Source organism: Vibrio sp. 070316B (assembly GCF_013114115.1).
GTDB lineage: Bacteria > Pseudomonadota > Gammaproteobacteria > Enterobacterales > Vibrionaceae > Vibrio > Vibrio chagasii_B.
Genome location: NZ_VTYC01000010.1, coordinates 1 through 14,772, shown reverse-complemented (window position 1 = coordinate 14,772; position 14,772 = coordinate 1). Strand labels below are relative to the sequence as shown.

At 45.7% G+C, this 14,772-nt stretch carries 10 protein-coding genes; 4 read left to right on the top strand and 6 right to left on the bottom strand.

Annotated features, from left to right (window positions below; genetic code table 11):
* Window positions 1-48: 48 nt before the first annotated feature.
* The 3 genes from F0251_RS10060 (at window position 49) to F0251_RS10050 (ending at window position 4,318) form a co-directional block, all read left to right on the top strand.
* The gene (locus F0251_RS10060; protein WP_171730909.1) at window positions 49-816 is read left to right on the top strand and encodes a 1-acylglycerol-3-phosphate O-acyltransferase; all 768 of its coding nucleotides are present in this window, start codon (window positions 49-51) and stop codon (window positions 814-816) included.
* Between the two features lie 142 nt (window positions 817-958).
* Window positions 959-2,314: an MBL fold metallo-hydrolase gene (locus F0251_RS10055; RefSeq protein WP_171730908.1), complete on the top strand. Its 1,356-nt coding sequence runs from the start codon at window positions 959-961 to the stop codon at window positions 2,312-2,314.
* 456 nt (window positions 2,315-2,770) lie between these two features.
* On the top strand, window positions 2,771-4,318 hold the full coding sequence (locus tag F0251_RS10050; RefSeq protein ID WP_008223346.1) for a sodium:alanine symporter family protein: 1,548 nt from the start codon (window positions 2,771-2,773) through the stop codon (window positions 4,316-4,318).
* Between the two features lie 119 nt (window positions 4,319-4,437).
* Here the strand turns inward: F0251_RS10050 and F0251_RS10045 are convergent, their stop codons facing one another.
* The 5 genes from F0251_RS10045 to guaB all read right to left on the bottom strand — a co-directional run bounded on the left by F0251_RS10045 (window position 4,438) and on the right by guaB (window position 13,048).
* On the bottom strand, window positions 4,438-5,031 hold the full coding sequence (locus tag F0251_RS10045; RefSeq protein WP_004737553.1) for a GPR1/FUN34/YaaH family transporter: 594 nt from the start codon (window positions 5,029-5,031) through the stop codon (window positions 4,438-4,440).
* Window positions 5,032-5,879: 848 nt separating this feature from the next.
* Entirely contained in the window at window positions 5,880-7,430 is a 1,551-nt protein-coding gene (locus F0251_RS10040; protein ID WP_171730907.1) for a Na+/H+ antiporter NhaC family protein, read from the bottom strand.
* 222 nt (window positions 7,431-7,652) lie between these two features.
* Window positions 7,653-9,365 (bottom strand): chitinase, encoded by a 1,713-nt coding sequence (locus tag F0251_RS10035; RefSeq protein ID WP_171730906.1) that lies wholly within the window; start codon window positions 9,363-9,365, stop codon window positions 7,653-7,655.
* Between the two features lie 301 nt (window positions 9,366-9,666).
* Window positions 9,667-11,220: a glutamine-hydrolyzing GMP synthase gene (guaA, locus tag F0251_RS10030; RefSeq protein WP_008223338.1), complete on the bottom strand. Its 1,554-nt coding sequence runs from the start codon at window positions 11,218-11,220 to the stop codon at window positions 9,667-9,669.
* A 364-nt stretch (window positions 11,221-11,584) separates the two neighbouring features.
* Window positions 11,585-13,048: an IMP dehydrogenase gene (guaB, locus tag F0251_RS10025; protein WP_061033280.1), complete on the bottom strand. Its 1,464-nt coding sequence runs from the start codon at window positions 13,046-13,048 to the stop codon at window positions 11,585-11,587.
* 242 nt (window positions 13,049-13,290) lie between these two features.
* On the opposite strand from guaB, the gene xseA reads away from it, so the two are divergent.
* Window positions 13,291-14,631, top strand: a complete 1,341-nt coding sequence (xseA, locus tag F0251_RS10020) for an exodeoxyribonuclease VII large subunit (RefSeq protein WP_105059091.1) — start codon at window positions 13,291-13,293, stop codon at window positions 14,629-14,631.
* A gap of 71 nt (window positions 14,632-14,702) precedes the next feature.
* On the opposite strand, the gene F0251_RS24655 is transcribed toward xseA, so the two are convergent.
* Window positions 14,703-14,772 (bottom strand): IS3 family transposase (locus tag F0251_RS24655; protein ID WP_367613550.1); only part of this gene is annotated, 70 nt, incomplete at its 5' end.

Sequence of the window (14,772 nt, the reverse complement as noted above, 5' to 3'; positions counted from 1 at the left end):
CTAAAACTATTTAATCACTGCATCCTTGTAGTGAGTAAGGAGTCAATTGTGCTTGCTGTTCTTCGTATTATCTTGGCTACGGTGTTTATTATTTTCACCACGTTATTTGCTTTTGTTTACTGCTTGTTTAGCCCCAAGAACCCTAAGCATGTGTACTTTTTTTGTCGTTGGTTCAACCAATTACAGAAGATCCTTGGTGTAAAACTGGTGCAGCGTGGCCTAGAGAATGCACCCACACCAGAAAAGAGCGTGTATATCTCTAACCACCAAAGTGTGTTGGATTTTGTCACCGATCCAGGAATGCTAAGGCCGCGTACTGTTTCTTTAGGAAAGCGTGATTTATTGATAGTGCCATTCTTTGGTCTACTGTATTGGATCACGGGGAACATTCTGATCAACCGTGAAGACAAGTCGAAAGCGCGCGATACCATCAAACAAGTGGCAGAAGCGATTCATCAACGAGACCTTTCTGTGTGGGTTTACCCAGAGGGAACACGCAGTAAGGGCCGCGGGCTATTGCCTTTCAAAACAGGCGCTTTCCGAATGGCGATTGAGGCAGGTGTGCCTATCACCCCGATGTGCACAAGCACCACTCACAATAAAATCGACTTTAACCGACTAAACAACGGCATTGTGATTACCGAGATGCTTGAACCTATTGATGTATCTGGATACAAACTGAGTGACGCAAGAGAACTGGCGAATCACTGCCATGCGTTAATGGCTGAGAAGATTTTAGAGCTTGATGCCGAAGTTGCTAGATTGGAATCACAACAAAACCCAGAGCTTGATTCCGACCGTTCTTCTACGAGCTAACTCGCAGCGAAAACATTGAGTTATCGCTCAATTACCGAAAAAGAGACCTTACGATCGCAACTCTCATTGTTCTTGTTTTACTTGCCGACGGTTATCCGCAAAATAAAACACGGGCAACGGCATAGAGCAATGGGAGTAAACGATGGAAGTGATTCACCATGGCGGTAAACATACGGTTACAGGATCTTGTCACGAGTTAAGAGATTCCGGCCAAGCCGTGCTCATCGATTGTGGCTTGTTTCAAGGCAAAGAGGTTCAGGGTAAAGACACACGCCCTCTTGATATCGATTTTGAAACCTCCCACCTCAATGCCCTGCTGTTAACTCATACTCACATAGACCATATCGGGCGACTGCCTTGGTTGCTCGCCACCGGGTTCAACCAACCGATTTATTGCACTCAAGCCACCGCTGAACTTGCCCCGCTTATGATTGAAGACGGCTTAAAGCTTCAAGGACTAAGCCATAAACAAGCAAAGCTAATACTGAAAAAGCTCCACTCATTGATTGCTCCCAAGCCTTATGGAGAGTGGTTTCCTATCGCCGCTAAAAAGCAAAATAACGGAAAGGATCATGGTAGGCCAAATACTCTGTATGCTCGTTTTCAACCTGCTGGGCATATCTTGGGTTCTGCCTATATCGAGATAAAGTTACCCAATCAACAAGTGGTGGTATTTTCAGGAGACTTAGGGCCAAGTAATACACCATTACTGCCCGACCCTATGCCTCCTCAGCAGGCCGACTATCTGTTTATCGAATCAACCTATGGCACGAGCACACACGATGACATTGCAACACGAGCCGAGCGCCTTAAAGCCATCATAGATCGTTCGCTACTTGATGGTGGTGTCATCTTAATCCCAGCATTCAGTATTGGTCGTACACAAGAACTCCTGTTTGATATTGAACAACTGATCTTTGAGCATCAACTCAGTGCCGACATTCCTATCATTCTTGATTCACCGATGGCTCTGAAAGTCACCCGCTCTTACCGACGCTTTAAAGAACTCTGGGGTCAAGAGGCAAAACAACGGCTTGAACTGAAACGTCATCCGCTGGCATTTGAGCAGTGTATTACTGTCGATGGGCATAGAATGCATAAGAAAATCGTCAATAGACTGCGTTCAACTGGTGAGCCTGCGATTGTGGTCGCGGCTTCCGGTATGTGTCAGGGAGGCAGAATCATGAACTACTTATCCGCCTTACTGCCAGATAAACGAACCGATGTAATTCTGGCGGGCTACCAAGCGCACGGCACGCTAGGGAGGGAGCTTCAACAAGATGAAATGCAAGTATCGATCGACGACAAGCAAGTGGAGGTGAATGCTCAAATTCATGGCATGTCTGGCTACTCTGCTCACGCCGACCAAGAAGATCTCAAGCGCTTTATTGCTGGCATTCCTGTGGCCCCCAAAGAAGTACATTTGATTCATGGCGAAACAGATACCCAGTCTGAATTCACTCAAAAGTTGATAAAACAGGGATTCAATGTTGTTTAAAACAGGCTTTTAACTGGGCACGGCTGCGGATATCGCGTGCCCTCTTGCCATCCCCTCCTTCAAAAGAAAACCTCCTCTTAAAGCTGTCAGTGCTCTAAATAGAGGTGATATATTCTAACTTATTGATAACATCCCGTCAGTTATAGCCGTTACTGCCAATCGGCTAAAAGAGCAATTTTCGCTCTCACCCCATTCTGAATCCTTCAAGCAACTCACACTTTTGTATTAATCACTATTGATGCACTTTGCAAAACCCGACCAAAAGCAACCAGTTGCATTTAATTTCAAATGGAACAATTATCGAAATAGCACTAAGCGTTAACAATTCGCTCCCACAACATGCTTTATGTCACAGTAATCCGAATGCGCAGTTAAATAATTTAACACTCAGGTTACAAGTGAAGTATTGTGTTGTTCGAAAAACAATCACAAGTAAAACTAACAGGGAAAATACTCATGCAGTCATTCGTTGATTTTTTGAATGGAATAATCTGGAGTCCAGTACTTATCTATCTATGTTTAGGTGCTGGTTTGTTCTACTCGGTCATGACTCGATTTGTACAAATCCGTCACTTCTTTGAAATGTGGCGTTTGTTACTATCTGGTAAAAGTTCGAATAAAGGTATCTCATCTTTCCAAGCTCTTGCTGTTTCGCTATCTGGCCGTGTAGGTACAGGTAACATTGCAGGTGTTGCTGCTGCTATCGGTTTCGGTGGCCCTGGTGCAGTATTCTGGATGTGGGTTGTAGCCTTCTTTGGTGCAGCAACTGCGTTTGCAGAATCTACGCTAGCGCAAATCTACAAAGAAGAAGACGAAGGCCAGTTCCGTGGTGGTCCGGCTTACTACATCGAGAAAGCGATGGGTCAGAAGTGGTACGCATGGATCTTTGCAATCGCGACGATTTTTGCTTGTGGTATTTTACTTCCAGGTGTTCAGTCAAACAGCATCGGTAACGCTGTAGAAGCTGCATTTGGTTCAGGCGCAATGATCGAAACAGCTGTCGGTACATTCAGTTTCGCTAAAATTTTCACTGGTACTGTTGTCGCTATCATCCTTGGTTTCATCATCTTCGGTGGTGTTAAGCGTATTGCGAACTTCACGCAAATCGTTGTTCCATTCATGGCATTGGCTTACATCATCATCGCGTTCGTTATCATCCTACTAAACATCAGCCAAGTTCCTGTTGTGTTCTCTATGATTGTTGGTGATGCATTCACACCTATGGCTGGCTTCGGTGCTGCGATTGGTTGGGGTGTTAAACGTGGTGTTTACTCAAACGAAGCGGGTCAAGGTACTGGTCCTCACGCAGCTGCGGCAGCAAGTGTTGATCACCCAGCTCAGCAAGGTTTGGTTCAATCATTCTCTATCTACATCGATACACTGCTAGTTTGTTCTGCTACGGCGTTCATGATCATCATCACTGGTGCTTACAACGTACACGGCGGCGCAGAAGGCGTATTCCTTGTACAAAACCTAGCAGCAAACGTTGGTGCAAACGGCCCTGTATTTACGCAGCTAGCGATTGAAAGCGCACTACCAGGTGTTGGTAAGCCATTCATCGCATTTGCTCTGTTCTTCTTCGCATTTACAACGATTCTTGCTTACTACTACATTGCAGAAACGAACATTGCTTACCTACGTCGTACCATCAAGATCCCTGGCATGATGTTCGTACTTAAACTTGTTCTTATCACTGCGGTTTTCTATGGCACAGTTAAAACAGCGAACCTTGCATGGGCAATGGGTGACGTTGGTGTTGGCTTGATGGCATGGTTAAACATCGTTGGTATTCTGATCATCTTCTTCATGTCTAAGCCTGCGCTAAAAGCTTTGGCTGACTACGAAGAGCAACAGAGTAAAGGCGTTACCGAGTACACATTCAACCCTGTAAAACTAGGCATCAAAGGTGCAACTTACTGGGAAGAGAAGTACAAGCGTAAGACGGGTAAGTCGCCAGAAGCTGAAGTGGCAGACAGCAAGCCAGTAGAACAGCCTTCAGCGTAAGGCCTTCAACTACAGCTTTTAAGTAATAAGTTGCTCTAGATTCTGTTTTTCTTTAGAGCAAATGCAAAAAAGGGTTAGCCATGGCTAACCCTTTTTTTATATTTCTAAGAAACGCGAGATTATGCAGCGATTTCTTGTGTTGCCATTTGAGGTGCTTTCTTCTCACCGATTGGCAGTACTGTGCGGCCGTATTCGTTGTTGATTACTTGTGCCATTGCGAAGTAGATAGCTGAAGCGCCACAGAAGATACCTTCGAAACCAGCGATAGTGCCGATTAGTTGGCTACCTGTGAAATCACGAGCTGCAAGTAGGAAGAACAAGATAGTCAGTGAGCCGAATACTACTTGCTTCGCTACTGGGTAGCATAGAGAACCGATGAACATGAAGCCTGTGAAGATGCCCCATAGAAGTAGGTACCAACCCATGAATGCTGCTGGGCTTGCTGGTAGGCCCATGTAAGGCATTACGATTAGACCAACTAGAGACAACCAGAATAGGCCGTAAGAGGTAAATGCAGTTGTACCGAACGTGTCACCACGTTTGAAACACATTGTGCCAACGATAACTTGGCTTAAACCACCGTAAAAAATACCCATCGCAAGGATCATTGAATCTAGTGGAAAGAAACCTGCGTTGTGGATATTAAGAAGAATAGTGGTCATACCGAAACCCATTAAGCCTAACGGCGCTGGGTTAGCTAGTTTGGTCGACATTGCGAATTTACCTTTATCAAATAGGGGGTTAAAAAAAACCAATAAAAATTGTAAGAAAATTTTAATTGATAAATCGATTTTGGGATAATCCAGTTATCGAAAACTAAGGTTGTTGAAATGATCTTATTGGGATTTTAATTTGGTTTCTGCGGTTTACATTCACGGAAGCTATGCGTTGGAGATTCCCTACCACGCTATAGAAAAGATGCGAGTAACGGGATACAGGATGCGAAGAGCGTGTTTAGATTCGAGTAAACAGGATTCGAGATACGAAAAACAATAGAGAGTGCGCTCTTCGCCACTCGCTCACTCGTATCCCGTATCTGCTCCTTAAGTCGTCATTCCAGAATCGAGGGGCGAGATGTCTGGAATCTCCTTAGATATCCACACCAACGATAAACACAAGAGATTCCCTACTACGCTCGTGCCTCGCTACAGGGAATGACGAATGGAGTGCATGTTGAGATGGTTAGGAAGAAACGAGTGTAACTTAGATGCGGGGAACGAGATGCGGGATGAGAAAAGAATCTCCAGATTTGAGTAAGCGAGAGCCCTTAGCATCAAACTTAGACAATAGAGAGCGAGCTCTTCGTTGCTCGTTTACTCGCATCCCGTATCTACTCACTCAACCGTCATTCCAGAATCGAGGGACGAGATGTCTGGAATCTCCTTTAGGTATCCCCACCAACGTCAAACGCAAGAGATTCCCTACTACGCTCGTGCCTCGCTATAGGGAATGACGGATAGAAAAAGGGAGGTGCGAGGTATCAAATAAACAACGATAGAGCGAGCTCTTCGATACTCGTTTACTCGCATCCCATATCTAGTCTCTCAGTTGAAATCTTAAATTATGCTTGTTGTGGTTTAGATTCAGACACTTGAGATTGAACTTCTGAAGATGCATTTTTACTCGCGTCGCGCTTGGCTAGCAGTGTCACCACAACCAATTGAGCGACAAGCGCACCTAACACAACCAACGAGCTACCAGTTAAGCCTGCGACAACAAAGCTCACTAAAGCAATACAACCGTTCATTAATGCGTAAGGTAACTGCGTCTTAAAGTGTTCAAACTGGTCACATCCGGCACCTGTTGAAGAGAGGATGGTGGTTTCAGATATTGGTGAGCAGTGATCACCAAACAAACCACCGGAAAGCACCGCACCAATCGCAACCAACAGCGGCGCATCAGTGGCAATCGCGGTTGGGATAACCAACGGCATCATGATGGCAAAGGTTCCCCACGAAGAGCCCGTAGCGAATGAGATGATAGCCGACAACAAGAAAGCAACAGCAGGCACTAACCAGTAAGGGAAACCGCTCTGCGCTTGTTCTGCAATATAAGCCGCTGCACCTAACTCTTTACCAATCGTGCTTAATGCCCACGCCAGTACCAAAATAATCGCAACCGGCATCATGTTACCCATGCCTTTTAGGTACACAGAAACGCCATCCGACAGTTTTCTCACGCCGTAGTAAGCCATCAGCGAGATCAAGGTAATCGCGGCAAAGAAATAAGCCGAAGACAGTGCTGCTCTGAATGATGAGCCCGCGACCTTTTGAAATGGGAAACCTTGTGGAACTAACATGGCACACAATACCACCAGCATCACTAACAATGGTGCCCAAACAAAAGAGGCCTTTGCATTTTTATGCGAGAAAGGATTGAGTGATTCGCTGTTCACGCCAGAGTTGATTCCGGCTTGGCAATCACGTTCCGCTTTTGCCATTGGTCCGAAGTCTAAACCTTTAACTGAAACCAAAGGAACAATGAAAATCGCTAAGAATGCGTAGAACTGAAAAGGAATCGCACCGATAAAAGCATCCCAATCAGACATGTTGACATTCAAAGCCGTAAACTCTTTTTGAATCAGACTCATGATGTAAACACCCCACCCGATAAAAGGGATAAGGATCGCGACAGGTGATGATGTTGAGTCAATGATGAATGCCAGTTTCTGTCTAGAAAGTTTCAGTTTATCGAAAAGGGGACGAAAGACAGGACCAACAATTAACGGAGTACCTAAGTCAGAGAAAAATATCACGATTCCTCCAAACCAAGCAGACAGTTGAGCTTGGCACTTGTTACTTACCCACTCCGTCACACGCTTGGCAAACGCGACACCACCACCCGACTTCTCCATCAAAGCAACAAAGCCACCGATGAATACCAACAGCATAATGACGCCAGCATTGTAGCTATCAGTAAGCTGTGGCACTAGGTAGCCTTTGACCATGGTCCCAAAGGTATCAAGAGGGTTTAGTTCACTAAACATTCCGGTGAGCATAGCTACACCACTGAGTACGCCAGCAAAAAGGCCAATCACTACATTCCTTGTCGCCAACGACAACACCAAAGTAATAACAATGGGGATGAGTGACGTGATATCTGTCTGTTCCATAGGTAAACCTTAACCCTAAAATAAAGAATAAGTATAATTTAAAAGTGAATATAAATTCACAAAAAGCATTTGTACAGGACTTTATTCTCTAAATGGAAAATTAGCATTCAGCTAAGAAGTGTCACGTTAGATCATCGAGGAACGTAAAGCCGAAACGCAAAAGCCGAAAGCAATCACTTTCGGCTTTGATTAATCAGTTAAGGTACTTAATTGGCTGAATGATTAATTGCAGCTGATTTCATCCCAGAACCAATTCGATTGAACTGGGCTTTCCCAAACACCTGGGCCGTTTTTAGCCACGAAGCACTTACCGTTATGCGTCACTTTATCGCCATTACTCACTTGGCTAACACCGGCTTGCCACGTAATAAATTCAGATGGATCGACAACCACTGGTGGCTCTGTCACAGGCGGTTCAACGGGTGTTGGGTCTACTGGTTCTGGATCGACAGGAGCAGGATCAACAGGCGTTGGATCTGTCACAACTGGTGGTGTTGGCTCACCTGCTACTAGTTTCCAAGGGCCACCATTGGCAGGGTCATCCCCTTGTGTCCACCATTTCGCTTCGTAGGTTGCGCCGTTGTGAGTCACTTGGTCACCGGCGTTGTAAACCTTAGTCGCACTCCAGCCGTTACCACCAGGGTCGGTTCCTGGGTCTACCGGATCAAGCTTATCGACCACCTTCACTTCAGGCCAACTTGCATGAGATCCATAGAAGTTAGTCACACACTTCTCGTAATCGCCCGGTACTAATGCAGAGTATGCAGTTTGGAAGCCGACTAACTCACACTCAAATGAGTAACCTTCTGGGCGATCTGCGTAGTATTTCCAGTTGCCATCCCAGTTGGTGTACAGCACATCTGTTGCGCCGTTGAGGTTCAAGCTTCCGTATGGCGTTTGCTGCCAACAGGTATTCTTTTCGTCTGCTTCAACAGGGATCTGGTAGTGCGCAGCTAGCCCTTCCCAGTAACGAATGCGGTTAACCGGTTGGCCTTTATCTTTATTCTGTTCACCACACTCAATACCACCGTTGATTACGTTGATGGTGGTACCAAAGCCATAACCAATGCCCGCATCCAGTTCACGTTGAGATGGTGTCCAAGTACGGTCAATAACATGCAGCATCGCTGGCTTCGGTGCTTGTGGCGTTAAGAAGAACCATATAGCCGAAGCCAAGTTCAACCATGAATCTGCAACTAGGCCCGGATTATTCAGCAGAACCGTTGCATCACCATCGAACATTACTTCAGAGAAAGCGCCGTAGTTAAAGTGGTAAGAAAGCTGTTTTGCACCACGGCCGAAATAACCCTGCCCTGCCGCACATGGCCAGCGTGCATTTTGCCAATCGTTCTGACCACAGCCAGTTGTGTAACCTTCTTGCCCTTCAGACCACCCCATCTCACGAACATGTACCAGCGCTTGCTGCCACTCTTCGAGAGCCAATGGGTTATCAGAGGTGTTGTCTATCGCGATGTGACCGCCCGTCTCTTGAGAGAAATGAGCAAAGGCTGTGATGATGGATTTCTTACAGATGGCGTCAGAATCACGACCATCAGTGTACTCTCCACAAAACGCGGGGAATTTACCAATCGCGCGTAAGAAACGAGTGTAAGTGTATTCAGGCGCAGCCATCTGAGTAAGGAAATCCCATTCAGATTGAGGGAATACGCGCTCAACCCGCTTTACGTTCTCAGGGTTGGAAGATAAACCGGGTTCAATCGCTTCAACGATGGTGTTCGAACGAGTTTGTAGTGCCTGTGACCAGATCGCATACATAGGGTCCGAGGTTTTCGCTTGCTCAGCAGCTTGTAAAGCCGACTTCTCAATAAGGTAACCATTCGGGTTTTGCGGATCAGGTTGAATGTTCAAAGACGCATGACTTTGTGCTGCTAAAGTGCAGCCCAATACTGTCGCCAAATATTTGATTTTTAACATGGTGGATTCTCTTATCTGTCCTTAATAAGTCCATCAAAGAGTATGCGGCACGTGACAAATGGCCTAGCTGTTGCGGTGTGATTTTATAAAAAGTGCGAGTGATAGTTTTATGTATAGTTGAAGGTAACAATGCGTCTCATGGTTTCTTGAGCTGATATCTAGTTTCCAACTAATTTGGTTTCTTACGCTCAATCCCCCTCAAACCACGACCATTACCTACGGGTGTTAGAAATAAAAAAGCCCCGAACTGAGTTCGAGGCTTTTAATAGCTATATCAAATATCGGTTAAATCTCTAAGAGATTATTCCCACTCGATAGTTGCTGGTGGCTTACCAGAGATGTCGTAAACAACACGTGAAATGCCATCAACTTCGTTGATAATGCGGTTAGAAACCTTACCTAGGAAGTCGTATGGTAGGTGCGCCCAATGAGCAGTCATGAAGTCGATCGTTTCTACAGCACGTAGAGATACAACCCAATCGTACTTACGGCCATCGCCCATTACGCCAACTGAACGTACTGGTAGGAATACCGTGAATGCTTGAGATACTTTGTGGTAAAGGTCAGCAGCGTGAAGCTCTTCAATGAAGATAGCATCTGCGCGACGCAGTAGATCACAGTACTCTTTCTTGATTTCACCAAGAACACGAACACCTAGACCTGGACCCGGGAATGGGTGGCGGTAAAGCATGTTGTATGGAAGACCAAGTTCTAGACCGATCTTACGTACTTCATCTTTAAACAGCTCACGTAGAGGCTCAACAAGACCCATTTCCATATCATCAGGAAGGCCACCAACGTTGTGGTGAGATTTGATTACGTGTGCTTTACCAGTCTTAGATGCAGCAGACTCGATTACGTCTGGGTAGATAGTACCTTGAGCAAGCCACTTAGCATTAGACAGTTTCTTAGACTCTTCATCGAAGATATCTACGAATACGTGACCGATGATCTTACGCTTAGCTTCCGGCTCAGCTTCACCTTCAAGTGCTTTAAGGAAACGATCTTCAGCATCAACCTTGATGATGTTTAGGCCAAACTTGTTGCCAAACATCTCCATAACTTGATCAGCTTCGTTCAGACGAAGAAGGCCGTTATCTACGAATACACACGTTAGTTTGTCACCGATAGCGCGGTGCGCAAGCATTGCAACTACTGATGAATCAACACCACCAGAAAGACCAAGGATAACTTCGTCGTCACCTACTTGCTCTTTAATACGTGCAACTGCATCTTCAATGATTGAAGCTGAAGTCCACAGACCTTCACAACCACAAACGTTAAGAACGAAGTTCTCAAGCATTTTCAGGCCGTTCTTAGTGTGTGTTACTTCTGGGTGGAATTGAACACCGAAGTATTTCTTCTCTTCGTTTGCCATTGCTGCGTATGGGCAAGTGTCTGTTTCAGCGATCTTTGTGAAATCAGCTGGGATCTCAACCACTTTGTCACCGTGGCTCATCCAAACATCTTGAGTAGACTCAAGATCAGCGAAAAGTGCTGATTCGCCAGTTACTTGTACCGCTGCGTAGCCGAACTCACGCTCAGTAGACGTTGCTACTTTGCCGCCAAGTTGCTCAGCCATAGTTTGCATGCCGTAGCAGATACCAAATACAGGAACACCTGAATCAAACACGTACTGAGGTGCACGTGGAGAGTTCTCTTCCGTTACACTTTCAGGGCCACCAGATAGGATGATACCGTCTGGATTGAATTCACGAATATCCGCTTCGTCTACGTCCCAGCTCCAAAGTTCACAGTAAACACCGATCTCACGAATACGACGAGCAACTAGCTGTGTGTATTGAGAACCGAAGTCTAGAATTAGAATACGTTGGTCATGAATATTTTTAGTCATTTTAAGCAGTCTTATTGGCTATGTGATCAAACGGAGGCGAGTTTACTCACCTCTGATTAACTCTTCAAGAAATAAAGCAAACGTTTTCGTTAGATATCTTTAACCTCGTGTTTTGCAAAATCATACGTTCAACAAAACAGGTGGTAGATATAATACCAATCACAGTAAGTAAGTGTTCAGGAATAGCGCAGGAAAAAAGCTTGAGAACAAGGCAGGATTTTCTGATAAGTAGTTATTCTACAATCAAAAATCCTAACGAAGTTATCGAGGTTTTTAACAAGCTAGGATGACCAGTTATTTACTACGATTGGTATAGTAATGTGCCGACTTAATCAGCACATTATTCAAACGTTTGGACGTATTATTAACCTAAACGGTAGTTAGGTGCTTCTTTAGTGATTTGAACATCGTGTACGTGAGATTCTTTCATGCCCGCACCAGAGATACGAACAAACTCAGCTTTAGTACGCATGTCTTCAATCGTCGCAGAACCTGTTAGGCCCATGCTCGAGCGTAGACCACCCATTTGTTGGTGAACGATCTCTTTTAGACGACCTTTGTATGCGATACGACCTTCAATACCTTCTGGAACAAGCTTGTCTGCAGCGTTGTCAGATTGGAAGTAACGGTCAGAAGAACCTTGAGACATAGCGCCAAGAGAACCCATACCACGGTAAGACTTGTAAGAACGACCGTTGTAAAGGATAACCTCACCTGGTGCTTCTTCAGTACCTGCGAACATTGAACCAACCATCACACAAGATGCGCCAGCAACGATAGCTTTACAGATATCACCAGAGAAACGGATACCGCCATCTGCGATTACTGGAATACCGTATTCGTTTGCAACTTCCGCTGCGTCTGCGATTGCTGTTACTTGAGGAACACCAACACCAGTAACGATACGAGTTGTACAGATAGAACCAGGGCCGATACCAACTTTAACTGCACTTACACCCGCTTCGATAAGAGCACGAGCGCCAGCGCCAGTTGCTACGTTACCACCGATGATTTGTAGATCTGGGTATGCAGCGCGAGTTTCACGGATACGGTTAAGTACGCCTTCAGAGTGACCGTGTGAAGAGTCGATAAGTAGAACGTCTACGCCAGCTTCAACAAGAGCAGCAACACGCTCTTCATTACCAGCACCAGCACCAACAGCTGCACCTACACGTAGGCTGCCGCGCTCATCTTTACAAGCGTTTGGTTTACGTTCTGCTTTGTGGAAGTCTTTTGCAGTGATCATTCCTGTTAGTTGGAAGTCATCATTTACAACAAGTACTTTTTCAACACGTGCTTCGTGCATTTTCTCTTGAACTTCTTCGCGAGTTGCACCTTCTTTAACAGAAGCTAGACGCGATTTAGGCGTCATTACTACGTCAACTTTCTTAGAAAGGTCTGTTACAAAGCGAACGTCACGGCCAGTAATGATACCAACCAGTTCGTTTGTTTCAGTCACTACAGGGAAGCCAGCAAAACCGTGCTTCTCAGTCAGGGCAACAACGTCAGCAATCGTTGCGTCAGGGCTTACAGTTACAGGATGAGAAACCACACCTGCTTCGTAAATTTTAACCTGGCGAACCATTTCAGCTTGTTGCTCGATAGACATGTTCTTGTGGATAAAGCCAATGCCACCTTCTTGCGCGAGTGCGATAGCCAGACGAGCTTCCGTCACGGTATCCATCGACGCAGAAATCATAGGGATGTTCAGTGAAATGTTTTTAGTCAACTGAGTGCGAAGATCAGCTGTGTTTGGGAGAACAGTGGAGTGAGCTGGCACGAGTAGTACGTCATCGAATGTCAGCGCTTCTTTGGCAATTCTTAGCATTTGCAATATCTCACAATTGAGGAGTAGAAAGAAAAATCCGACTTCATCGTTTCGCATAATGAAGTGCTTTGGATTAGATATTGCGGAGGGATTATACGCACGGGGAAATCGCTTGGCTACACATTTTTGTATTTTTAATTTGCATTTACCCCCTTGATATGTATTATATTGCCGCTATCTTCCATACTCACGCCCTGTGAGATTACAAGAAAGACCTTCCTGCAAGGAAAGATAGTGCTTCTATGACTAATCCAAACATCTTTACTGTTTCTCGCCTCAACTCAGAGGTTCGTCTCCTATTAGAAAACGAAATGGGAATAGTGTGGCTCGTTGGTGAAATCTCAAACTTCTCTGCACCTGTCTCTGGTCACTGGTACCTCACCCTTAAAGATTCTCGCGCTCAAGTTAAGTGCGCCATGTTTCGTGGCAATAACCGCCGAGTCACCTTTAAGCCTCAGAACGGCAATCAAGTATTAGTTAAAGCTCGCCTGTCTCTCTATGAGCCACGCGGTGACTACCAACTTATCATCGAAAGCATGCAGCCAGAAGGTGACGGTAAACTTCAGCAAGAGTTTGAAAAGCTGAAGATGAACCTCGCCGCAGAAGGGCTGTTCGCTCAATCGAGTAAGCAAGCTCTTCCTGAGCATCCAAAGCGCGTTGGTGTTGTCACCTCTAAAACCGGTGCCGCTCTCTACGATATCTTGGACGTACTTAAGCGTCGTGACCCTTCGTTACCTGTGGTGGTGTACCCAACCATGGTTCAAGGCGAAGAGGCGGCGATTCAGATTGCTCAGGCGATTGGACGTGCCAATGAGCGTAATGAGTGTGATGTGCTAATCGTCGGCCGTGGTGGCGGCTCACTGGAAGACCTATGGTGCTTCAACAACGAGATCGTTGCTCGCACTATTGCCGCAAGCCAAATCCCGATCATCAGCGCCGTTGGTCACGAAGTGGATGTTACTATTGCCGATTTCGTTGCCGATATGCGAGCCCCTACTCCATCCGCTGCGGCTGAATTGGTTAGCCGTGACAACAGTCATAAAGAACAAGCTTTTGCCTCTAAACGTGCTCGCTTAGTCAGTGCGATTCGCCACGTATTAATCAAGCAAGCGCAATCGACTCAAGCATTGAAACACCGCTTAGAAAGACAACATCCAAGCTACCAACTGCAAAAGCAAAGCCAGCAACTTGATGATCTAGATATGCGTCTGCGTCGCGGTATGGCTCAATACCTAAAGCAGCATGCACAGCGTGTCGAGCGTAAGCAACATCAGCTTCAATTGAATTCGCCAGTTAAGCGCTTGGGTGAACAAAAACTGCATCTGCAGCGTTCAGAGCAAAAGCTATTGGATGCGATGGATAAGACACTGCTCACCACTCGCCACCAGCTAGCGATGGCTGCCGAGAAATTAGAGACCGTTAGTCCACTGGCAACCCTAAAGCGTGGTTACAGCATTACTCATTCAGCTTCGAGCAAGACTGTGTCATCGATTAACGATGTCGAAGTCGGTGAAGTGATCACCACTCAGGTGGAAGATGGCGTGATTGAATCGCAAGTGACCCAGAAAACAGCAAAAGCGTAAGCAGCTAATCTGCACTCAATTAGAAAGCCCTATCAGATTGTGAAGTGACCCCGTAAAGTTGGACATTTCTGTTAAGCGGCTTTCAAGGCCTGAGTTCGATATTCTATCGGAGTCAGGCCTTTTAGTTTCACTTTTATACGT